This window comes from Nocardia niwae NBRC 108934 = DSM 45340, from assembly GCF_001613465.1.
GTDB lineage: Bacteria > Actinomycetota > Actinomycetes > Mycobacteriales > Mycobacteriaceae > Nocardia > Nocardia niwae.
On record NZ_BDCK01000020.1, the window covers coordinates 35,578 to 56,513 of the forward strand.

At 71.2% G+C, this 20,936-nt stretch carries 20 protein-coding genes and 1 riboswitch; of the genes, 13 read left to right on the forward strand and 7 right to left on the reverse strand.

The genetic code is table 11. The features are described 5' to 3' along the window. Nucleotides 1-32: 32 nt before the first annotated feature. From NNI01S_RS12445 to NNI01S_RS12470, 6 genes are all read right to left on the reverse strand, one after another. Nucleotides 33-1,796 carry a peptidoglycan D,D-transpeptidase FtsI family protein gene (locus NNI01S_RS12445; RefSeq protein WP_157114768.1) on the reverse strand — a complete coding sequence of 588 codons (1,764 nt, stop codon included), beginning with the start codon at nt 1,794-1,796 and terminating at the stop codon, nt 33-35. Nucleotides 1,797-1,927: 131 nt separating this feature from the next. Then, nucleotides 1,928-2,716, reverse strand: a complete 789-nt coding sequence (ftsL, locus tag NNI01S_RS12450) for a cell division protein FtsL (protein WP_084488748.1) — start codon at nt 2,714-2,716, stop codon at nt 1,928-1,930. A gap of 127 nt (nt 2,717-2,843) precedes the next feature. Then, on the reverse strand, nt 2,844-3,818 hold the full coding sequence (gene rsmH, locus NNI01S_RS12455) for a 16S rRNA (cytosine(1402)-N(4))-methyltransferase RsmH (protein ID WP_063020460.1): 975 nt from the start codon (nt 3,816-3,818) through the stop codon (nt 2,844-2,846). 183 nt (nt 3,819-4,001) lie between these two features. Further along, the gene (gene mraZ, locus NNI01S_RS12460; protein WP_039797118.1) at nt 4,002-4,433 is read right to left on the reverse strand and encodes a division/cell wall cluster transcriptional repressor MraZ; all 432 of its coding nucleotides are present in this window, start codon (nt 4,431-4,433) and stop codon (nt 4,002-4,004) included. Between the two features lie 401 nt (nt 4,434-4,834). Next, nucleotides 4,835-5,248 carry an SCO2097 family morphological protein gene (locus NNI01S_RS12465; RefSeq protein ID WP_063020233.1) on the reverse strand — a complete coding sequence of 138 codons (414 nt, stop codon included), beginning with the start codon at nt 5,246-5,248 and terminating at the stop codon, nt 4,835-4,837. A 153-nt stretch (nt 5,249-5,401) separates the two neighbouring features. Continuing rightward, complete coding sequence (locus NNI01S_RS12470; protein ID WP_063020234.1) at nt 5,402-5,842, reverse strand: SAV_6107 family HEPN domain-containing protein; 441 nt, start codon at nt 5,840-5,842, stop codon at nt 5,402-5,404. 169 nt (nt 5,843-6,011) lie between these two features. Between NNI01S_RS12470 and NNI01S_RS12475 the strand changes: the two genes are divergently transcribed. The 5 genes from NNI01S_RS12475 to NNI01S_RS12495 all read left to right on the forward strand — a co-directional run bounded on the left by NNI01S_RS12475 (nt 6,012) and on the right by NNI01S_RS12495 (nt 11,117). Beyond that, nucleotides 6,012-6,623, forward strand: coding sequence for a GNAT family N-acetyltransferase (locus tag NNI01S_RS12475; protein WP_063020235.1), 612 nt, complete (start codon nt 6,012-6,014; stop codon nt 6,621-6,623). 7 nt (nt 6,624-6,630) lie between these two features. Continuing rightward, entirely contained in the window at nt 6,631-8,196 is a 1,566-nt protein-coding gene (locus tag NNI01S_RS12480) for a phytoene desaturase family protein (RefSeq protein WP_063020236.1), read from the forward strand. Beyond that, the gene (locus tag NNI01S_RS12485; RefSeq protein WP_084488749.1) at nt 8,193-9,053 is read left to right on the forward strand and encodes a carotenoid biosynthesis protein; all 861 of its coding nucleotides are present in this window, start codon (nt 8,193-8,195) and stop codon (nt 9,051-9,053) included. The genes NNI01S_RS12480 and NNI01S_RS12485 overlap by 4 nt, the downstream gene beginning before the upstream one ends. Nucleotides 9,054-9,247: 194 nt before the next feature. Beyond that, nucleotides 9,248-9,916 carry an LppM family (lipo)protein gene (locus NNI01S_RS12490; protein WP_157114772.1) on the forward strand — a complete coding sequence of 223 codons (669 nt, stop codon included), beginning with the start codon at nt 9,248-9,250 and terminating at the stop codon, nt 9,914-9,916. Between the two features lie 34 nt (nt 9,917-9,950). Continuing rightward, complete coding sequence (locus NNI01S_RS12495; RefSeq protein WP_084488751.1) at nt 9,951-11,117, forward strand: glycosyltransferase family 2 protein; 1,167 nt, start codon at nt 9,951-9,953, stop codon at nt 11,115-11,117. A gap of 25 nt (nt 11,118-11,142) precedes the next feature. Here the strand turns inward: NNI01S_RS12495 and NNI01S_RS12500 are convergent, their stop codons facing one another. After that, complete coding sequence (locus tag NNI01S_RS12500; protein ID WP_063020239.1) at nt 11,143-11,850, reverse strand: hypothetical protein; 708 nt, start codon at nt 11,848-11,850, stop codon at nt 11,143-11,145. Between the two features lie 372 nt (nt 11,851-12,222). After that, a riboswitch (SAM riboswitch) is annotated at nt 12,223-12,316 on the forward strand. A gap of 27 nt (nt 12,317-12,343) precedes the next feature. On the opposite strand from NNI01S_RS12500, the gene NNI01S_RS12505 reads away from it, so the two are divergent. From NNI01S_RS12505 to NNI01S_RS12540, 8 genes are all read left to right on the forward strand, one after another. Continuing rightward, nucleotides 12,344-13,348 carry an amino acid ABC transporter permease gene (locus NNI01S_RS12505; protein ID WP_063020240.1) on the forward strand — a complete coding sequence of 335 codons (1,005 nt, stop codon included), beginning with the start codon at nt 12,344-12,346 and terminating at the stop codon, nt 13,346-13,348. Next, nucleotides 13,345-14,112 (forward strand): amino acid ABC transporter ATP-binding protein, encoded by a 768-nt coding sequence (locus NNI01S_RS12510; protein ID WP_063020241.1) that lies wholly within the window; start codon nt 13,345-13,347, stop codon nt 14,110-14,112. The genes NNI01S_RS12505 and NNI01S_RS12510 overlap by 4 nt, the downstream gene beginning before the upstream one ends. Nucleotides 14,113-14,126: 14 nt before the next feature. Then, nucleotides 14,127-15,086 (forward strand): ABC transporter substrate-binding protein, encoded by a 960-nt coding sequence (locus tag NNI01S_RS12515; protein ID WP_439956125.1) that lies wholly within the window; start codon nt 14,127-14,129, stop codon nt 15,084-15,086. A gap of 122 nt (nt 15,087-15,208) precedes the next feature. Next, on the forward strand, nt 15,209-16,828 hold the full coding sequence (locus NNI01S_RS12520) for an ABC transporter substrate-binding protein (RefSeq protein WP_063020243.1): 1,620 nt from the start codon (nt 15,209-15,211) through the stop codon (nt 16,826-16,828). A 2-nt stretch (nt 16,829-16,830) separates the two neighbouring features. After that, entirely contained in the window at nt 16,831-17,826 is a 996-nt protein-coding gene (locus NNI01S_RS12525; protein ID WP_063020244.1) for an ABC transporter permease, read from the forward strand. A 146-nt stretch (nt 17,827-17,972) separates the two neighbouring features. Further along, on the forward strand, nt 17,973-18,770 hold the full coding sequence (locus tag NNI01S_RS12530) for an ABC transporter permease (protein ID WP_157114774.1): 798 nt from the start codon (nt 17,973-17,975) through the stop codon (nt 18,768-18,770). Beyond that, a complete protein-coding gene (locus tag NNI01S_RS12535) occupies nt 18,767-20,389 on the forward strand; it encodes a dipeptide ABC transporter ATP-binding protein (RefSeq protein ID WP_063020245.1) in 1,623 nt (540 codons plus the stop codon). The genes NNI01S_RS12530 and NNI01S_RS12535 overlap by 4 nt, the downstream gene beginning before the upstream one ends. Continuing rightward, complete coding sequence (locus tag NNI01S_RS12540; RefSeq protein ID WP_063020246.1) at nt 20,389-20,901, forward strand: hypothetical protein; 513 nt, start codon at nt 20,389-20,391, stop codon at nt 20,899-20,901. Before NNI01S_RS12535 ends, NNI01S_RS12540 begins: the two co-directional genes overlap by 1 nt. Nucleotides 20,902-20,936 lie beyond the last annotated feature (35 nt).

Here is a 20,936-nt window from a genome sequence, read left to right on the forward strand (position 1 = left end):
GCAGACCCGGCGCGCCGGGCGGGACAGCGCGCTCACCCCGCCTGCAGCACGAATTGCCGGGACGGCTGGGAGGACGGTGGAATGCGGTCGCGCTGCAGCGCCCACGAAGCGATGTTGTGGAACAACGGAGCCACCGAACCGCCGCCGGAGCCGTCGGAACTGCGGACGGGCGCGTCGAGCATGAGCCCGATCACGTACCGCGGATTGTCCGCGGGGACCATGCCCGCGAACGTGATCCAGAACGACGACGTGGAGTAGCACCGGCAATTCCGGTCCACCTTCTGCGCGGTACCGGTCTTGCCCGCCACCTGATAGCCCGTGATGGCCGCGGGCCAACCGGTGCCGTTCTGGTTGGCGTTCATCGGGTCACGCTGCACCACCGCCTGGAACATCGTCCGCAATGTAGCGGCGGTCTGCTTGCTCACCACCCGCACGCCGTCGGGCTGGGTCTCCTCGGTGCGCGCGCCGTCGGGCGCGATCTTCGCCCGCACGATCCGGGGCGGGATCCGGACGCCGTCGTTGGCGATCGCCTGGTACATGCTCGCCATCTGCAGCGTCGTCATCGAAAGGCCCTGCCCGATCGGGAGATTCGCGAAGGTGCCGCCGGACCACTGCTCGCGGTCGGGCATCAGGCCCGCGCTCTCGCCCGGCAGGCCGATGCCCGTGCGCTGCCCGAGCCCGAACCGGTGCGCCATGTCGGCGAAGCGGTCCTCGCCCACGCGCTGCGCGAGCATCAGCGTGCCCACATTGGAGGACCTGCCGAAAATGCCGGTGGTCGTATAGGGCTCGACACCGTGCGACCACGCGTCGTGCACCGTGACACCCGCCATCTGGATCGCGCCGGGCACCTGATGCACCTCGTCCGGATCGGTCAATCCGTAGTCGATGGCCGCGGCCGCCGTGACGATCTTGTTCACCGAGCCCGGCTCGAACACGTCCGTGACCGACGGGTTGCTCAGCTGGGCATTGGCCCACTTCTGCGGTCCCAGGTCCGGGTTGAAGGTGTTGTCGTTGGCCATCGCCAGGACCTGCCCGGTCTTGGCGTCCAGGACGACGGCCGAAGCGCTACCCGCACCGGAGACGTCCTTCGCCTGCTGCACCTGCTGCTGCACGTAGTACTGCAGATCGGAGTCCAGGGTGAGTTCGACGGCGGACCCGTTGACCGCGGGTTGTTCGTCGCGCCAGCTACCCGGGATCACCGCGCCGTCGGAACCGCGATCGTAGGTGTGTGATCCGTCGGTACCGGCCAGCGCCGAGTCGAGCGACGACTCGAGCCCGATCTGCCCGTGACCGTCCCAGCCGACCGCGCCGACGACATTCGCCGCCAGCGACCCGCCGGGATACACCCGCGGACTCTGCTGGTCGGAGCCGACTTGCGGGAATTTCTCGGTGATCTCGTCCGCGACACGCGGGTCGACGTTCTGGGCGAGGAACACGAATTGCTCGTCGCTGTTCAGCTTCGCGAGCAGGTCCGATTCCGCGGGCGCGTCTTTGCCGAGCTTCTCGTGGACGGTCCGCGCGATGTCGCGCAGCCGCTGGTCCGGGTCGGGCGCTTTGTCGTTCTTGGCTCTGGCGTCCGCGAGCTCCTTCCGGACGGCGACCGGCCGGAAGTGCAGCGCCTTGGCCGACACGGTGAAGGCCAGCGCCTTGCCGTTGCGGTCGGTGATCGGCCCGCGAGTGGCCGGATCGGGCTGATGGGTGGTGCGCTGGCTGGCCGCCTGCGCGGACAGTCCGGGCGCCGCGACGCTCTGCACCCACAGCAATTGCAACGCGACCACCGCGAGCGCGACGAGCATGACCACCCGCCCGACGCCGAGGCGCAACCGTAACGGACCGTCCGAGACAGCTGCCGCGGACGACCGCGGCCTGCCCGTGGCACGTGGTGCCGCGGGCCCGCGACGACGGCGCGGAGCGGGCCCGGGATGCGTCACTGGGCCGCTCCCTCGGGCGCCTGCTGCGGCGACGGTGCGACTTCCGGATCCGGCGAGGTGGCTTCCGCGGGCGGCTGGGAGGCGGCGGCCGACGGCGCGGGCGCTTCCGCCTGCGGCGGGACCACCGGCGCCGGGACTGGCGGGACCGGGCTGCCCGGCGCGGGCGCCGCGTTCACCTGCGCGTTGGCCGGCGGCCCGGTGTTCGGCCGGCCCGGCACCGGAGCTCCGGGCGTGGTGGTGACCGGAACCACCCGCTCTCCCTGCGGCGATCGCGACGAGGGCGAGGCGTTCAGCGGCGGCACGGGAGTGCCCTGAGCCGGAGCGGGCTTACCGATCACCGTGACCGAGCCGTCCGGTCCGATCAGCAGACGGGCCGGGTCCTTGGCGGGGATCATCCCCAGTTCGCGCGCCCGCAGGGCCAGTTCCGGCGCCGAATCGGCGACCTCGACCTCGCGCTGCAGCGCCGCGCGCTCGTCGGCCAGCCGCCGGTTCGTCGCCCGCGCGTCGCCGAGTTGGTAGCTGTCCTCGGCAGCGCGGGTGGTCAGCAGCAAGGTGAGCGCGAGGCCGCACCCGAGCAGGGCGATGATAGCCGTGACGAACGGAATGCGGGCGGTCATCGCCGAGCGCCGCACAGTGGGCAGGAACGTACTGTCCGACCCGGTCTCGGCACGCATCCGCCGTCGCGCGTAGGCGCGCTGCGCGGCGCCCGATTTCACCCGTTCGGCATCCTGGACCCGCCGGGCGACCCGGCCCGGCGCTTCGACGGTCCGCGTCCGCACGCTCATCGATTCCCTCCCTCTGTCCGCCCGGGACGCCGGATCGGCACAGCGCGCCGCTGTCTCATCCGGCCTCCGCCGGCTGCGCGGGATATCCGCGCCCGGCCGACGCGGCGAAGCGCCGGGTACTGCTGGCTCACCGCGCCTCCTCGATCCGCTCGGCGGCGCGCATCCGTACCGGGGCCGCCCGCGGGTTGTCCTCTATCTCCTGTTCGGTCGCCTTCTCCGCGCCTCTGGTCAGCATCCGGAACTCCGGGCCCATGCCGGGGAGTTCGACCGGCAGGTCCATCGGCGTCCGGGACGCGGTGCGCGATGCGAGCTCCTGCTTGACCACCTTGTCCTCCAGTGATTGGTAGGACATGACGACGATGCGGCCGCCCACGCGCAGTGCGGCCAGCGCGGCGGGCAGCGCGGCGCGCAGGGAGTCGAGTTCGCTGTTGACCTCCACCCGCAGCGCCTGGAAGGTGCGCTTGGCCGGATGCCCGCCGGTGCGCCGCGTCGCCGCGGGAATCGTGGCGTAGAGCAGTTCCACCAGTTCGGCGCTGGTACGGAACGGTTTGACCTGGCGACGGCGGATCACCTCGGCGGCGATCCGTCCGGCGAAGCGTTCGTCTCCGTAGGTCTTCAGCACCCGGGCGAGGTCACCGTGGCTGTAGGTGTTGAGCACGTCGGCGGCGGTGGGCCCGCTGGTCGGGTCCATGCGCATGTCCAGCGGGGCGTCGACGGAATAGGCGAAGCCGCGGTCGGCCTCGTCCAGCTGCATGGACGAGACGCCGAGGTCCATCAGGATCGCCGAGACCGAACCGGTGGCGGACAGCCCCGCGTCGCGCAGCGCGTCGGCGATACCGTCATAGCGGGTGTGCACCAGCGTGATTCGGGCCGCGAACGGTGCGAGCCGCTCGCCGGCGAGCTTCAACGCGGTGGTGTCGCGGTCCAGCCCGACCAGATGGATGCCGGGATAGGTGCTCAGGAAGTGCTCGGCGTGCCCCCCGAGGCCGAGCGTCGCGTCGACGTAGACCGCGCCCGGCTCCGACAAGGCCGGACCGAGCAGCGCGTCGGCCCGCTCGAGCAGAACCGGAACATGGCGGGGACCGCGCTGTTCACGGTTCACCTCGACCTCCCGGAGTCTGCCTCGCGTCGTCGCGCACCGCACACGGGTCGCCTTGATACACAGTGCTTTCGATAGAAGTGCGAATGCCCCGTGGTCTCTGACCGAACTTCGGCACCTGGCGTCGGGGAAGTACGTCAGGGTCCGCGTCCGGGCAGAGACCGCGTGGCACTCGCGCGCCCGCGGCTAGAAGATTCCGCCCAGCGACTCGTCTCTGGCTTGCGAGAAGTCCTCCTCGTGCTCGGCGAGGTAGGACTCCCACGCCTGCTTGTCCCAAATCTCCAGGAAGTCGACCGAACCGATCACCACGCAATCCCTTTGCAGGTTGGCGTAACGGCGATGGTCGGCGGACAACACGATCCGGCCCTGCGCGTCCGGACGCTGCTCGTCCGTTCCGGCCGCGAGAGCCCGGACGAACGCACGGGCCTGCGGATTGCTTCGAGACGCGGCCGCGGCTCGCCGGGCGAGCGCGGTGAACTCCTCTTTCGGGTACACGGCAAGGCTGTGGTCCTGCCCCTTCGTGACCATCAACCCTCCCGCCAGATCGTCTCGAAACTTCGCAGGCAACGTGAGTCGCCCCTTGTCGTCCAAGCGAGGTGTGTAGGTACCGAGAAACATCTCGATACCTCCCTAACGATCACCTCGATGGTCGGCCCTTCAGTACTGCGCGCTCCACATTACCCCACTTTCCCCCACTTTCAATCGAAACAAGCGGTGATCTGGCTCCCGACCCAGACGATTCCGCAGGTCATGCCAGCTATCACCGGCGTGGAGAACTTTCGCGAGTTCTGCCGACACGCGCCACCCTCGCGGACAAACGCCCGAAAACACCCAGCAAACACCTCTGGCGCCTCCCGCGCGGGGGCGCGGTGGGGAACTTTGTGGGGAGGTGTGGGGGAAGGCGGAAGTGCGACACGGAGATCATCCCTGACGCGCAGGGCCACAGACGCAACCGGCGACGCCGCACCATCGCGGTGCGGCGTCGCCGGTCGTACTGGAATTGTCAGGCTACGGGTGAGCTATTCCTGCTCGAACCGCCGCCGGAAGCGATCCTCCATACGCTCGGAGAAACCGCCCGATTTCCGCTGACGGCCCCGGTTGCCCGAGCCGCCGGAGGCCGCCTGGCCGCCGGACCGATCGTTCTTGGCGATGTTCTTGGAGGTGCCGACCAGCAGGAGCACGCCGGCGCCGAACATCACGATGAACCCGATCAGGCTGATGATCGGGAAGCCGCCGGGCTTCACGGGTGCGGCGATGCCTGCGACGAGGAGAAAGAGGCCGAGGACGAACAACGCCGCGGCCTGGAGTCTGCGACGACTCGAGGTCGAACGTAGCCGTCCACCGCGGACGGACGAGGCGAACTTGGGATCCTCAGCATAGAGAGCGCTCTCGATCTGTTCGAGCATGCGCTGCTCGTGCTCGGAGAGTGGCACGGTACCTCCCCCGGCACTAGGACGTGGCTGTCGCCTCCGGGTAGACGACAGATAGCCGACCTTGGCGGCCATCTGACACCAATGATACGAGTTCGATCAGGGCCAGACCACCTAATGTGCCCAGTCGGACGTAGTCCGTCTTCAGCCTGTTAACTAAGCGGTCATCCCGCCGGACAATCCCGGGGCGGGCCGCAACCGAGCCGATGCCGCGAGGAGATCTTCCACGTCGTGGAGGAATGCCGCCACCCGCGAAGAGAACTCGTCCGCCTCGTGTTCGTCGACCTTCCGGTCGAGCCCGGCCTCCAGCGCCGCCCGGATCTCCGAGCGCGCGCTGAAGTAATCCGCCCACATCACGAATTCCGGCGCGGCGCGCTGCATCAGCACCCACGCGTTGCGCGAGCGCGCCCGGGGTGCGGCGTCGGCGCCCGTGAGCGCGATCACCGCGCCCGCGCCGCGCAGCGCCGCCAAGTAGGCGGTGCGGAAGCGCTCCCGCGGATCCCGTTCCCCCGCTGCCTGCATGAGCAACCCGTCCGCGCGCTCCAGCAGTTTGCCGGCCCGGCCGGGCCGGCCCGGTTGTTCCACTCGACCAGACATCGCCGTCCCTCCACCATCGCGTACCTTGGCCCGTATCCGCGCTGGAGGCGGCGTCCCCCACCGCTTTCCAGCACCGCCCGGACCGAACAGGTATTCGAACGTTTGAATTGAGCTTCAATATAAAGACGCCCACCGACAAACTTCCGCGTCCGCGCGACCGACGAGAGCCATGACCGCCGTCAAGCCCAATCACACTCCCGCACCCGCCGTCATCGATCTCTCGGTGGCGGCTCTGCGCTCCCGGCTGCACGACGCGCTGGCGGTCTACGTGGCCGCCATGGACTACCCGCGCGGGACCGAGAACCATCGCGCGCCGATGTGGACCGAGCACACCACCCGCCCCGGCTGGCAGGCGGTGGCCGCGGTGCTGCCCGACGACTCCGGCCGGATCGATATGCGCACCGCGCCGATCGTGGCGGTCGCCTACGGCTATCGCGGCGCGGCGCACCAGTGGTGGCACCAGCAGGTACACAGCGGGATGCGGCGCTCGGGCTGGCCGGAACACTCCACGCGCGAACTGCTCTCGGACTACTTCGAGCTCACCGAGCTGCACGTGCATCCCGCCGCGCAGGGCCGCGGCATCGGCGGCACGCTGCTGGAACGGCTGCTGCGCGACCGCCCGGAGCGAGCCGTGCTGCTGTCCACGCCCGAGGTCGCCGGTGAGGACAACCGCGCCTGGCGGCTCTACCGCAGGCAGGGATTCACCGATGTGGTCCGCAATTTCGTGTTCGCGGGCGACAACCGGCCCTTCGCGATCCTCGGCAGGCGGTTGCCGCTGTGAGGGTCACGTGACGGTGGTCGTCGTCGGGTCGGGCCACAACGCCTTGGTCGCCGCGTGCTATCTCGCCCGCGCCGGACACGAGGTCGAGGTGCTCGAAAGCGACGACGTCCTCGGCGGGGCGGTGTCGACGGTCGAACGGTTCCCCGGCCATCGCGTCGATCGCGGCTCGTCGGCGCACATCATGATCCGCCACACCGGCATCGTCGAGGAACTCGAACTCGACCGCTTCGGCCTGCGGTACATCGACTGCGACCCATGGGGTTTCACCCCTGCGCACGGCGGCCGCCCCGCCCTGGTGTTCCATCGCGACCTGGAGGCGACCTGCGCTTCGATCGCGGCGGCCTGCGGACCGCGCGACGCCGACGCCTACCGCCGGTTCGTGCGGGTATGGGGCCCCCGCAGCGCACGGGTGATGCGCGCCTTCGGCGGCGGACCGACGCCGGGCCGGCTGGTGCGGTCGTTCTGGGGACTGGACGCCCGGGACGGCGGCAGCGCCCTGTCCCGGGAGTTCCTGCAATCCGGTGACGCGCTGCTGGACGCCTGCTTCGAGGACGAACGGTTGAAGGCGTCGCTGGCCTGGTTCGGCGCGCAATCCGGCCCGCCGATGTCGGAGCCCGGCACGGCCCCGATGGTGGGGTTCGCCGCGCTCATGCACACACTGCCGCCGGGGCGCGCGGTCGGCGGCAGCGGGGCGCTGACCACGGCGCTGGTCGCGCGGCTGCGCGCCGACGGCGGAGTGGTGACCGCGGGCGACGCGGTGTCCGCGCTGCGCCGCGACGGGGAGCACTGGCGGGTGCGCACCGCGTCGGGCCGGGAGCTGCGCGCGGACATCGTGATCGCGGGCTGCCATGTGCTCACCACGCTGGAGCTGCTGCGTGGCGGCGGCTTGGACGGCGCGCTGCTCGACGGCTGGCGCAGCCGCATCCGCGTCGGGCCCGGAATCGGGATGGTGGTGCGGGCCGCCACCACGGCACTGCCCCGCTACCCCGGCAGCCCGGCCGATCAGTCCGCCCGCGGCCTGCAATTCCTGGTGTCCGATCGAGCACAGTTGCGGCGGGCGCACGGCGCGGCGCTGGCCGGAGACCTGCCGCCGCGACCGGTTGTCCTCGCCATGAGCTTCAGCGCCCTCGACCCGACCATCGCGCCGCCCGGCGAGCATCAGTTGTCGCTGTGGGCGCAGTGGCATCCCTACCGGTTGTCCTCCGGTGCCGAGTGGGCCGATCTCGCACAGCGCGAAGGCGAGCGGATCATCGCCGAAGTCGATTCGTACGCGCCCGGTTTCGCGGACACGGTGACGCGCACGCACGTGCAGACGCCGGTGGAGCTGGAGCGCGAGCTCGGGCTCGTCGGCGGCAACGTCATGCACGTGGAGATGTCGCTGGACCAGATGATGCTGTGGCGCCCGCTGCCGGAGCTGGCGGGACAGCGGGTGCCCGGTGCGCGGGGGCTGTATCTGACCGGCGCCTCCACCCATCCCGGTGGCGGCGTCTCCGGCGCGAGCGGCCGCACGGCCGCCGCTCTCGTACTGCGCGACCTGAACCGGCGCGGCTTGTCCCGGTGGCTACGCCGATGACGAGTTCGGGTGACCCGTCGCCGGGCCCCACGAATCGGACCGCGCCCAGCCCGCTCGTGGACTCCCGGGCCTCGTATCGTTCGGCGACCTTCCTGCTGCCCCTCGCCCTCGTCGTCCTGACGGTCCTCGCGCAAATCGGATATCCGCTGGCCACGGGCGACGCGCGCGACCGCGTCACCGTGGCGGTCGTGCTGCTGTCCGCCTGCGCCGCGCTGGCGCACGCGACCGCGACCAGGGGCGTCCGCTACGCCGTCGGCTTCCTGGTCATCGTTTCCGGCATCGGACTCACGGCGGAGGTGATCGGCACCGCGACCGGCGTCCCGTTCGGCTGCTACCAGTACGCGACCGGCCGGCTCGGCCCCGCCCTGCTCGAGGTGCCGCTGCTCGTGCCGCTCGCCTGGACCGGCGGGATGTATCCGGTGTGGGTGGTGGCCGGGATGGTGGCGCCGCGCACCGCCGCTCGGGTCGTGGTGACGGCGGCGGGCGCGGTGGGCTGGGATCTGTTCCTCGATCCGCAGATGGTGTCCGACGGGCAGTGGACCTGGTGCGCCACCCACTCCGGACTACCGGGGCTGGCGTGGATTCCGGTGACGAACTATCTGGGCTGGTTCGCCGTGGCGCTCGTGATGGGTGGATTGCTCGCGGTCTGGGAGCGGGCGGCGCCGGATCCGGTGCGGGTGCGCGGCCGCGCGACCGCGCGCACCGTACCGGTGGCCTTGTTCCTGTGGACCTGGCTCGGATCGGCGCTGGCCCACGCGGTGTTCCTCGACCTTCCATGGTCCGCAGGCTACGGCTTCGCCTGCATGGGCCTGCTGGGCGTTCCCCTGCTGGTGGCCCTGGTTCGCGAGCGCCGCTGACCGGGCCCGCCCTCCGGCGCGCGGTACGCCGACGCGCGCTGCGACTGGCGCGTTTCATTACGGGCGGTTGGCCTGGCACGATGTCACCCGTGCAGCCGAGTCCCGTCACCACGAAACCCGATGCCCCGGACCTTGCGCCGCGGCGGGCCCCACGCCGCGGCGCGCGCGTCGCTTCGGTCGTCCTGCTCGCGGCGATGCTGGTCCCGATGCTCGCCGGCTGCCTGCGGGTGCAGGTCTCGATGGGGGTCTCGTCCAACGACCGGGTGTCCGGACGGATCGTCGCCGCCGTGGTGCCCGCCGATCCCGGAGACAAGGGCCCGCAGCTCAAGGCGCCCGAGACGCTGGCGGCCAAGGTGCGGGTGGAGCCGTACGCCCAGGACGGATACGTCGGCAGCCAGGTCTTCTTCGAGGACCTGTCCTTCGGTGAGGTACAGCAGCTCGGGCAGCTGTCGGAGCAGACCCAGGGCATGTTCCAGTTGCAGTTCCAGCGCACCGGCGACCTGGTCAGCCTGACCGGGCGGGTCGACCTGAAATCCGTGCCGCCGCACGGCTCGGACGTGCAGTTCACCATCGCGTTCCCGGCCCGCGTCGCCAAGACCAACGGCAGCCGCGAGGGCGACAATGTCGTGTCCTGGAAGCTGCCGCCCGGTGATGTCGCCACACTGCGCGCCGAGGTCAGCTACGCCGACCCGAACACCCGCTCGTTCGCGGGCTGGGCGGGCATCGCGGGCGGGATCACGCTGGCGGTGGCCGCCATCGTCGCCGCGATGGCGTACATGGACCGCAATCCCGCCGCGCCCGGCGCGCCGGAAGTCGGCTTCTCGCTGAGCCGCTGGTGGCGCTCGGTGACGCAGAATCGCTGAGCGCCGGGTCGGTGCGCCGGGATAGCGTGGCCCCATGGTGAGTGCCGACCTGCCGAAGACGTTGCGTACGAACTCGATTCTGCCTGCTTGCGCCACCGGGGTGGCGGCGCTCGGCGCGGGCCTCGCGCTATACAACCGGGTCACCCTGCGGCGGTTGACGAACACTCCGACGACGGTGATCGAGCCGGTGACCGTCTGCGTTCCGGCCCGGAACGAAGCCGAACGGCTGCCCGATCTGATCACCGACCTGCGCGCCCAGGTGGGCGTACCGCGCCTGGCGGTGCGCATCCTCGACGACGCCTCCAGCGACGACACCGGCGCCGCCGCCCGCGCGGCGATCGACGACGACCCGCGCTTCACCCTGCTGCGTACCGAGTCCGACCCGGTTCCCGGCTGGACCGGGAAGGCCGCCGCCTGTGTCCGGCTGGCCGAGGACGTGTCGACGCCGGTGCTGATCTTCTTGGACGCCGACGTGCGGTTGGCGCCGCAGGCGCTCGCGGCGGCGGTCGGCGCGCTGCGGGGTCGGCGAGCCGCGCTGGTCTCCCCCTGGCCGCTGCAAGTGGCGGGCTCCGTGGCAGAAGCCGTGGTGCAGCCCCTGCTGTGCTGGTCGTGGGCCTCGACGCTGCCGGTGGCCGCGGCCGACCGGAGCCTGCGGCCCACGACAGCGGTGGCTTGCGGTCAGTTCCTCGTATTCGATAACGCCGCGTACCGCGCGGTGGGCGGTCACACGGCGGTGGCCGGAAGCGTCACCGAGGACCTCGACATCGCACGGACGCTGCGGCGATCGGGTCACTCCACCGTTCTGGTGGCCGCGGGAGGGCTGGCCCGCACCAGGATGTATCGCGGTGCGGCCGAGGTGGACGCGGGCTACACCCGCTGGCTGTGGTCGGCCTACGACGGCACGATAGCGGGCGGAGCGGCGGTGGGACTAGTTGCCGCCCTTGCCTATTGGGTGCCGCCGGTGACCGTGGCGGTCGGCCGTGGCGCGGTCCGCTGGACCGGCCTGATCGGCTGGCTCGCCGCCGTGGCCGGACGACTGCTGGCCCGCTCGACCGAAACCGGCGGCCCGGTGCGAGGCGCGGATGTGGCGGCCGCCGTGGCGCACCCGGTGTCGGTGGCGGCGTATCTGCTGCTGTGGGCGCGTTCGCATCGCGCCCGCCGCCGCGGCACGGCGCGCTGGAAGGGTCGCTCGCTCACCTGAGCGACCGTGCCGCGGCGGGCGGAGCTCACGGCACCGCGGTGATCCCGACCGTCGGCAAGAACATGCACGACTTGGCGCCGTTCTGCACCATACCGAAGACCGCGGCCAGAACGGTGCCCTTGCCGGTGTCCACCGGAACCGCGCGCACCCCGCCCATCGGGAGGGAGGCGACGAGGAAGTCCCGGATCGCCTGCTCGGCCGCGGGCCGCAGGTCCGCGGGAACCGCGGCGGGGATCATCGAACGGGCGACCTCCGGCAGCGGGCCCATGGCGGCCGTACCGCTGCGGCCGTTGCTCAGGTTGAGCCAGGCCACCTGCATGCCCCCGGTGTTCGAGCCGTCCGGCCCGAGGCCGTAGGGCACGAAGGTGAACATGGTCTGCCCCGCTTTGACGGCGCTGAGGTCCTGGCCGGGAATCTGCACGGTGTTCTTCGGCCAGGGCCCCGGAATGGCGCCCGCCACGGCAGGCGCCAGACCGGCCGTGGTGTTGTCGAGGCAGAACGCCGACGCGCTCGGATAGGCGAAGGGCTGGATACCGAGCGCGCGCAGCGCGTCGATCGCGGCTTGGTAGGCGCCGAACAGATCACCGGGAGCGGCGACCGGCACGGAGTGATCGGAGAACGCGGGAATCGTGGCATCCGGAGCCGCGAACGCGGCAGCCGGACCGGCGAGCACGAGGGCGACGGAACTGGTCGCGACAGCGGACAACTGGGTCAGACGGCGCAATATGGTCACGAAACCTCCTCATCGGCGGAACGATCGAGGGGCACAGTACTCCGGCAAACGCCTCCAACAGCCCGGATTGCGCACAGCAATTTTATGGCGAGTCCTGTTTGCCCGGAACGGACTTCCGCGCGCCCGACCGGCGTTCCCCCACCGTGGCGATAGCCGTATGCTGCATCGGGCCGCCGTTTCCTTCGCCGGGTCCTCGTCCTCCGCGACGCGCCGGGCCCGGAGCGAGCAGCGCATGCCTGGTTACTACAAAGATCCGATGAATCCGCGTCGACAAGATCTACGCTCACGCTGATTACTTCCCTTGTTCCGGGCTTCCCTTGCTGGGCATCATGATTCGGCTCGCCCCTGACATCCGTTGACAGGGGTCGGCGCCAACCATCCAGAGCGACCGAGAGACCTGGCTCGTCGACGTCGCAGCAACCCCCCGGTCACCGGGTGCGGGTGCTTCCGCCGGGACCGATGGAGGAACCGAAGTGATCATCGAGGACCCGTCATGAGTGCGTCCACCGCCTCCGACGCCGCTCCGGAAACCGTCGCGCCCAGCGCACCGGCCCCGGCCGTCCCCGCGCCCGCCGACTCCGGCACGACGCCCACCGTGGCCAAGACCCGGCACCTCGTGCGCTGGGTGGTCAGCGCGGTGGCGCTGATCCTGCTCGCCCAGTTCGCACACGGGCTGGCCACCAATCCCGGCTGGGACTGGCCGACGTTCGCGCAGTACATCACGGCGAAGTCGGTGCTGTCGGCGCTGCGGGTCACCCTGGAGCTGACCGCCTGGGGCACGGCGCTGGGCTTTCTGCTCGGCACCGCCCTCGCGATCGCCCGGCTGTCGAACAACCCCGTGCTGCGGGTGATCTCATGGATCTACATCTGGGCGTTCCGTTCGATTCCGCTGATCGTGCAGCTTCTGTTCTGGTTCGACATCGCCTACCTGTATCAGACCCTCTCGATCGGCGTGCCGTTCGGGCCCGCGCTGTTCACCTTCGAGGTGAACGGGGTGATCAGCGGTTTCACCGCCGCCGTGATCGGCCTGGCCCTGCATCAGGCGGCGTATTCGGCCGAGATCATCCGGGCCGGGTTCATCTCGGTGGACTCCGGCCAGCTGGAAGCCGCCGCCGCGCTGGGGATTCCCCGGCTGCGGCAATTCCGCACGGTGGTGGCGCCGCAGGCCATGCGCTCGATCCTGCCGAACGCGAGCAACGAGGTGATCAGCCTGTTCAAGGGCACCTCGATCGTGTCGGTGATGGCGATCGCGGAGCTGTTCTACCAGGTCCAGGTCATCTACGGCCGCAACGGGCGGGTGGTGCCGCTGCTGATGGTCGCGACGGTCTGGTACATCGTGCTCACCACCGGGCTGTCGGTGGCGCAGTACTACATCGAGCGCCACTACGCCAAGGGTGCGCACCGCACGCCGCCGCCGACTCCGCTGCGACGCGCCTGGCGGAGACTGCGCGAGGTCGCCGAGGCCGGTCCCGCCGCACCGCGCGGAGCCACCCGATGAGCGCCGCACCCGCCGTCGAGATCCGCGGCGTCCGCAAATCCTTCGGCGCGCAGCCGGTGCTGCGCGGCATCGATCTCACCGTGCGCTCCGGCGAGGTGGTCGGCGTCATCGGCCCGTCCGGCTCCGGCAAGTCGACCCTGCTGCGCGTGGTGAACCACCTGGAGACCCTCGACGCGGGCACGGTGCACATCGACGGCGAGCTGATCGGCTATCGGCTGCGCCGCGACCGCCTGCACGCGCTGCCCGACCGCGAGGTGCGCAAGCAGCGCTCCCGAATCGGCTTCGTCTTCCAGCAGTTCAATCTGTTTCCGCACCTGACCGTGCTCGAAAACGTCACGCTCGCACCGCTTTCCGCGCAACGGCGAGACCGGGCCGAAGTGGAGCGCGAGGCGCGCCTGCTGCTGGAGCGGGTCGGCATCGGACAACTGGCCGACGCGTATCCGCGCAGGCTGTCGGGCGGACAGCAGCAGCGGGTGGCGATCGCCCGTGCGCTGGCGCTGCGGCCGCGCGTGATCCTGTTCGACGAACCCACCTCCGCGCTGGACCCGGAACTGGTCGGCGAGGTACTCGACGTGATCCGCGACCTCGCGCACGGCGGCACCGCCCTGGTGATCGTCACCCACGAGATCGGTTTCGCCCGCGAGGTGGCCGACACCGTGGTGTTCCTCGACGAAGGCGTCATCGTCGAGCAGGGTCCGCCCTCGGCCGTGCTCGATAACCCCGAACATCCGCGCACCCGCGCCTTCCTTTCCCGAGTCCGCTGATGAACAGGTTTCCGATGAAGCTCTCCGCCCTGGTCACCGCCGCCGCGACCGCGGTCGTGCTGCTGGCCACCGGCTGCACCGACCCCGAGGCGGACAACGCCGCGCAGCCGGCCGGTTCGATCACCTTCGACCTCTCCCCCGCCCAGGCCGGTCGCGTCCGGGCCGCCAGGGTCGACGCCATCGCCGCCGAGGTGCCGAAGGCGATCCGCGACCGCGGCACGCTGGTCGTGACCGGCGCGTCCGGCGCCGCGCCGCCCCTGCGGTTCTACGCCACCGACGACAAGACCGTGGTCGGCTCGGAGGTCGACTTCGCCTCGCTGATCGCCGACATCCTCGGTCTGAGACTCGACGCGCAGGTGGCCGACTGGTCGCAGAACTTCGTGCGGGTGGACTCCGGCGAGGTGGACGCGTTCATCTCCAACGTCACCGTCACCGAGGAGCGCAAAGAGAAGTACGACTTCGCGACCTACCGCAAGGACAACGTCGCGCTGGAGGTGCCGATCCAGAGCAAGCTGGAGTACCAGGACCGGACGAGCCTGGCGGGCAAGCGGATCGGCGTCGGCAGCGGCACCAATCAGGAGCAGTTGCTGGTCAAGTGGAACGAGCAGAACCGGGCCGAGGGCCTGCCGCCGATCGATATCGCCTACTTCCAGCAGGTCACCGACTACTACCTGGCGCTGGCCTCGCAGCGGCTGGACGGCTATCTCGGCCCCAGCCCGACCGCGATCTACCACGCGGCCACCGCGAAGCAGACCAGGATCGTGGGCACCTTCTCCGGTGCGGGCGAGGCGCTGCAAGGCGAGATCGCGGTGCTCACCAGGAAGGACAACGGGCTGATCACCGCCGTGCAGCACGCGTTGGCCTACGCCATCGAGCACGGCGCCTACCAGCAGGTGATCGACCGCTGGGGCCTGCGGAGCGAGACGGTCACCGAATCGCGGATCAACCCGCCCGGCCTGCCGAAGAAGCGGTGAGCCGAGGTGGCGCCCGAGCTGCGCCGCCGCATCCCCAGCCGGCCGTCGGCGACCCGCGTCGCCGACGACGAACCCCGACAGGGCGAGCAGTTCGCCCGCACCGAAGTATCTGGAGTTGCCCCGTGATCCGAACCCGTCACCGAATCGTCGCGCTGGCCGGCGCGCTCGCCGCGGCCACCACCGTGGCCGCCTGCGGCAGTGATTCGGCCGCGCCCGGCGGCGACGCGGGCCCGCCCCAGCCGGGCGGCACCCTGCGCTACGGCCTGTCCCAGGCGCCGACCTGCTCGGACCCCGCCCAGGCGGGCACCAACCAGACGCTGTACGTCGCACGGCAGATCGTGGATTCGCTGACCGACCAGGACCCGTCCACCGGTGAGCTGAAGCCGTGGCTGGCGCAGAGCTGGGAGGCGAGCCCCGACGCGAAGGTCTTCACCTTCCATCTCGTCGACGGCGTCACCTTCAGCGACGGCACGCCGCTCACCGCGGACTCGGTCCGCAAGACGTTCGACTCGGTGGTGCGGCTCGGTTCGGGCAAGGCTCCGCTGGGCAGCAGCTATCTCACCGGCTACGTCGGCACCACGGCCGTGGACCGGCTCACCGCCCGGGTGGAGTTCAGCAAGCCCAACGCGCAATTCCTGCAGGCGTCCTCGACCGCCCAGCTCGGCATCCTGGCCGACGTGACCACGGCCGAGCCCGCCGAGCAGCGCTGCCTCGGCGACAACGTGGGCAGCGGGCCGTTCACCTACGCGGCCTACCGCCAGGACGCCTCGGCGACGCTGGTCAAGCGCACCGGCTATCACTGGGGTTCGGCGGTGTTCGCCCATCGCGGCGAGGCCTACCTCGACAAGATCGAGTTCACCGTGGTGCCCGAATCCGGGGTGCGTACCGGCAGTCTCACCTCCGGACAGCTGGACGCGATCAGCGACGCGCTGCCGCAGGACGCCGCGCAGATCGAGGGGGCGGGCGGGCGGGTGCTCAGCACCGCCAACCCCGGCGTGCCGTTCGGTCTGCAGCCCAACGTCACCCGCGGTCCGTTGCGCGATCCGGCGGTGCGCCAGGCGCTGCTGCCCGCGATCGATCGCAAGCAGCTGGTGGACACCGTCCTCGGACCGCAGTTCAAGCCCGCCACCAGCACACTGGCCGGCACCACCCCCGGCTACACCGACCTCTCGGCACGCCTGGCCTACGACCCGGCGAAGGCGCGCACCATCCTGGATCAGGCTGGGTGGACGCCCGGCGCCGACGGCATCCGGGCGAAGAACGGTGAGCGCCTGTCGTTCTCGGTGCTGTTCAGCCAGGTGTTCGCGGGCAACCAGGCGATCCTCGAACTGGTGCAGCAGCAGCTGCGGCAGGTCGGCGTCGAGCTGAAGCTGGATCTGGTCTCGGTGGCCGAGACCACGGCGCGGCAGGGCAGCAAGGACTTCGACACCTCCTACGGCAACACCACCCGCGCCGACGGCGACATCCTGCGCACGTCTTTCGGTCTGGACGGACGCAATCTCAACGCGCGCGGTCCCATCCCCGCGTTGGACGACGCGCTCAACGGGCAGGTCGGCACCGTGGACACCCCGACGCGCAACGGGCTCATCCGCACCGCACAGCAGCAGGTGCTCGACGCCGGGCTACTGATCCCGACCGTCGAGCTGTCCCAGGCGATCGGAGCGGGCGCGAACACGCGGGATCTGAAGTTCGAAGCCTCGGCGCGATTGCAGTTCTTCGACACCTGGCTGAGCGGACGATAGTCATGGTGCGCTATCTGGCCCTGCGGGCGCTGCAGGCGGTCTGGGTGCTGTGGGCGGCGTTCACGCTGTCGTTCGTGGTGCTGTACCTGCTGCCCGCCGACCCCGTCTCGATCGCGGCCGACGGCGGTGGCTCGGGCACCCCGGTGGACAAGGCCGCCATCGCCGAATTGCAGGCCCGCTACGGGCTGGATCGGCCGCTGTGGGAGCAGTATGGGAACGCGCTCGGGCACGCCGTCCGCGGCGATCTCGGACACTCCATCGCCACCGGGCAGCCGGTCACCGGCGCGATCGGCGACGCGCTGCCCGCCACCCTCGAATTGACCGTCGCCGCTTTGCTGTTCGCCGTTGTCGCAGGCGTGACACTGGCGTTCGCGGCGACCCAGACCCGGCGGCCGTGGCTGCGCAACGCGTTGGCCGCGCTGCCGTCGCTGGGCGTCTCGGTGCCGACCTTCTGGACGGGCCTGCTCCTGCTGCAGGTGTTCTCGTTCCAGTTGCGGCTGGCGCCCGCGTTCGGGGGCCACGGGTTCGCGGGCACGGTGCTGCCCGCACTCACCCTGGCCCTGCCGATCGGCGCGGTCATCGCGCAGGTTCTCACCGCCGGGCTCGAAGCGACCTGGCGTCAGCCGTTCGTCGACGTGGCGCTGGCCAAGGGCGGATCGCGCTGGTGGGTGCAGCGCACGCACGTGCTGCGGCCTGCCAGCGTGCCCGCGTTCACCATCGCGGGGGTCCTGGTGGGCAACATGCTCGCCGGATCCGTGGTGGTGGAGACGGTCTTCGCCCGCCAAGGGGTGGGGCGGCTGACCCAGACCGCGGTACTGGCGCAGGACATCCCGGTGGTGCAGGGCATCGTGCTGCTCACCTCGCTGGTGTTCGTCAGTGTGAATCTCGCGGTCGATTTGCTGTATCCGCTGCTCGACCCGCGCATCGGCGCCCGTTCCCGGGCCGTGCGCGGCGAATCCGAGCAGGCCGCCGCCGAGGAGGCGATCGTCCGTGCCTGACGCCACTTCCGTCATTTCCGTAGCCGCCGGATCTGTGCCCGGCGCGCCGCTCGCCGAGGAGGTGAGGATTCGTGGTTGACGTCACCGAGGAGCAGCGCCGAGCGGTGCTGCCCGGCCTGCGGCGGCCGACGCTGAGCTGGAAGCGGGTGCGCGGCAACGCTGGAATACTGGTCGCGGGCGCCGTCGCGCTGCTGGCGCTGGGGTGGGCGCTGGCGCCGTCGGTCTTCGCCGGCGGCGACCCGCTGACCGGTGTGCCCGCGCAGAAGCTGCGCGGTCCCAGCGCCGAACACTGGTTCGGCACCGACAATCTGGGACGCGATCTCTACACCCGGATGGTGCACGGGGCGGGACTCTCGCTGACCGCCACCCTGGCCGCCGTCGGCATCGCGCTCGTCGCCGGGGCGCTGCTCGGGCTGCTGGCCGGTGCGCTCGGCGGCGTGGTCGACGCCGTCGTCATGCGGCTGGTCGACGTGCTGCTGTCGGTGCCCGCGCTGCTGCTGTCGCTCGCGCTGGTCACCGCGCTCGACTTCGGCACCGGCAACGTGGCGATCGCGGTGGGCGTTTCGCTGGTGGCCAATTTCGCGCGCGTGATGCGCTCGGAAGTGCTGCGGGTCCGCCAGGCGGTGTACGTGGAGGCGGCCCACGCCGCGGGCGTGCGCTGGTACACGGTGCTGGCCAGGCACGTGCTTCCGAATTCCCTCCAGCCCGTACTCGCCTTGGCCGCGGTCGAATTCGGCATGGCGGTGCTGGCGGTGTCGGCGCTGAGCTTCCTCGGTTACGGCGCGAAACCGCCCACGCCCGAGTGGGGCACGTTGATCTCCGAGGGCCGCAACTACCTCGCGACCGCATGGTGGATGACCACCCTGCCCGGCTTCGTCATCATCGCCGTCGTGCTCGCCGCCCAGCGTCTCGGCCGCGCCATCGGGAAGGGAGCGCACGCATGAGCGCCCCGGCCGCACCGCTGCTGCACGTCGAGGACCTCCGGGTTCGGTACCGGTCCGGCTCGGGCGCGGTCACCGCGCTCGACGGTGTGTCGCTCACCGTGGCCCGCGGCGAGGTGGTGGCGCTGGTCGGCGAATCCGGCTCCGGCAAGTCCACGCTCGCCCACGCCGTGATCGGCCTGCTCGGCCCGAATGCCGCCATCACCGGCGGAACCGTGACCTTCGACGGCGCCGTGGTTGACACCGGCTCCGAACGCGCGCTGCGGCGGCTGCGCGGCGCTCGCGTCGGTTTCGTCCCGCAGGACCCCGGTCTGTCGCTGAACCCCGTCCGGCGCGTCGGCGACCAGGTCGCCGAAGCACTGCTGGTGCACCGGCTGGCCGACCGCAAGGCGGCGCGGGCGCGGGCGATCGAACTGCTGGCCGACGCGGGACTGGACCGGCCGCAGCTGCGGGCCGCCCAGTACCCGCACGAACTGTCCGGCGGCCAGCGCCAGCGGGTGCTGATCGCCGCGGCGCTGGCCTGCGCACCCGACCTGATCATCGCCGACGAGCCGACCAGCGCGCTGGACGCGACCGTCGCGCGCCGGGTGCTGGACCGGCTCGCCGAGCAGATCGCGGCGCGCGGCACGGCGGTGTTGCTGATCACCCACGATCTGGCCGTCGCCGCCGAACGCGCGGACCGGCTCGTCGTACTCAACGGCGGCGAAGTGGTGGAGACCGGCCCGACCGCCGACCTGCTGGCCGCGCCGCGTCATCCGTACACCAAGCGCCTGCTCGCCGCCTCGCCCAGCCTCGCCCCGGCCGGGGGCTACCGCGAACCCAAGCCACGCGACGGCGAACCGCTGCTGGTCTTGCGCGAGGTTCACAAGACATTCCGGGCGCACGGAGGCGACAGCGTGACGGCGGTGGCCGGCATCGGCTTCGAACTCGGCCGCGGCGAAACCCTCTCGCTGGTCGGCGAATCCGGGTCGGGCAAGTCCACCACCGCACGGATCGCGTTGCGGCTCACCGAACCCGACCGCGGCGACGTCGTCTTCGACGGGCAGCCGCTGTCGCAGGCCCGCGGGTCGCGACTACGCGCGCTGCGCAAACGCTTCCAGGTGGTGTACCAGAACCCCTACGCCTCCTTGGACCCGCGCTGGCGGGTGGGCGCGATCGTCGAAGAACCGCTGCGCGCGTTCGGCGTCGGGAATCGCGCGCAACGGCGCGACCGCGTAGCGGAGCTGCTCGCGCAGGTCGCGCTCCCGGCGGGGTTCGCTCAGCGCAGGCCCGCGGAGTTGTCCGGCGGACAACGTCAGCGCGTCGCCATCGCCCGCGCGCTGGCGCTGCATCCCGAGCTGCTGGTGCTCGACGAACCGGTCTCCGCGCTGGACGCCTCGGTGCAGGCGCAGATCCTCGAACTACTGGACCGCCTGCAGGCCGAGCTGTCGCTCAGTTACCTGTTCATCTCGCACGACCTGGCGGTGGTGCGCCGCATCAGCGACCACGTCGCGGTGCTGCGGCACGGCCGCATCGTCGAATCCGGCCGCACCGCCGAGATCTTCGGCGACCCGCGGCACGAGTACACCCGGGAGCTGCTGTCGGCCATCCCGGCCCCCGCCGTCGCGAAAGGCGTGTCCTGATGCCGAATCCGACCTACCGGCACAGCCGGGTGCTGCACCGGACGCAGCGCTGGGCGCCGTGCCGCAGCCGCCCGCAACCCGCACGGTCCTCCGCGATCACCCCTCCCCGCTCACCGGAGCCCACCACCGGCCACAAGCCGACCACGTGGTGGTACCGACCGAAAAGGATCGCCCTGATGGTGTACTCCGCCTTCAACCGGAAACCGGCCGCCACCGACGCCGAACCGTCCACGGCCCCGGACCTTCCCGCCGCCCCCGTCGCTTTCGGACCGGATCCGGCCCGGTGGTGGCGCACCCGCCTGCGCGCCCCCCGCGCCGCCGATACCTCCGGCAACGCGCGGGTGCACGCCGTCGCACCGGCCCGCGCCGAGCGCGACCGCCGCGTCATCCGGTCCTCGCCCGGCGCGCACGCCGCGCTGTGGCAGCAGGCGCTGTTCCTGGCGCCCGACGTCGCCGCGGCGGGAACGCACCCGGCGCTGCGGGCGCAGATCGACGCGGAGGGCACCGCCTGATGAAGCGTTCCGTTCACCTCGGCCCGCGCCGTCCG

Coding starts and splice junctions, on each gene's coding strand:
- NNI01S_RS12445 (WP_157114768.1), bottom strand. CDS start 1,796: ATGCTCGTCGCGCTCGCGGTGGTCGCGTTGCAATTGCTGTGGGTGCAG.
- ftsL (WP_084488748.1), bottom strand. CDS start 2,716: ATGAGCGTGCGGACGCGGACCGTCGAAGCGCCGGGCCGGGTCGCCCGG.
- mraZ (WP_039797118.1), bottom strand. CDS start 4,433: ATGTTTCTCGGTACCTACACACCTCGCTTGGACGACAAGGGGCGACTC.
- NNI01S_RS12470 (WP_063020234.1), bottom strand. CDS start 5,842: ATGTCTGGTCGAGTGGAACAACCGGGCCGGCCCGGCCGGGCCGGCAAA.
- NNI01S_RS12475 (WP_063020235.1), top strand. CDS start 6,012: ATGACCGCCGTCAAGCCCAATCACACTCCCGCACCCGCCGTCATCGAT.
- NNI01S_RS12485 (WP_084488749.1), top strand. CDS start 8,193: ATGACGAGTTCGGGTGACCCGTCGCCGGGCCCCACGAATCGGACCGCG.
- NNI01S_RS12490 (WP_157114772.1), top strand. CDS start 9,248: ATGCTGGTCCCGATGCTCGCCGGCTGCCTGCGGGTGCAGGTCTCGATG.
- NNI01S_RS12495 (WP_084488751.1), top strand. CDS start 9,951: ATGGTGAGTGCCGACCTGCCGAAGACGTTGCGTACGAACTCGATTCTG.
- NNI01S_RS12505 (WP_063020240.1), top strand. CDS start 12,344: ATGAGTGCGTCCACCGCCTCCGACGCCGCTCCGGAAACCGTCGCGCCC.
- NNI01S_RS12510 (WP_063020241.1), top strand. CDS start 13,345: ATGAGCGCCGCACCCGCCGTCGAGATCCGCGGCGTCCGCAAATCCTTC.
- NNI01S_RS12515 (WP_439956125.1), top strand. CDS start 14,127: ATGAAGCTCTCCGCCCTGGTCACCGCCGCCGCGACCGCGGTCGTGCTG.
- NNI01S_RS12525 (WP_063020244.1), top strand. CDS start 16,831: ATGGTGCGCTATCTGGCCCTGCGGGCGCTGCAGGCGGTCTGGGTGCTG.
- NNI01S_RS12535 (WP_063020245.1), top strand. CDS start 18,767: ATGAGCGCCCCGGCCGCACCGCTGCTGCACGTCGAGGACCTCCGGGTT.
- NNI01S_RS12540 (WP_063020246.1), top strand. CDS start 20,389: ATGCCGAATCCGACCTACCGGCACAGCCGGGTGCTGCACCGGACGCAG.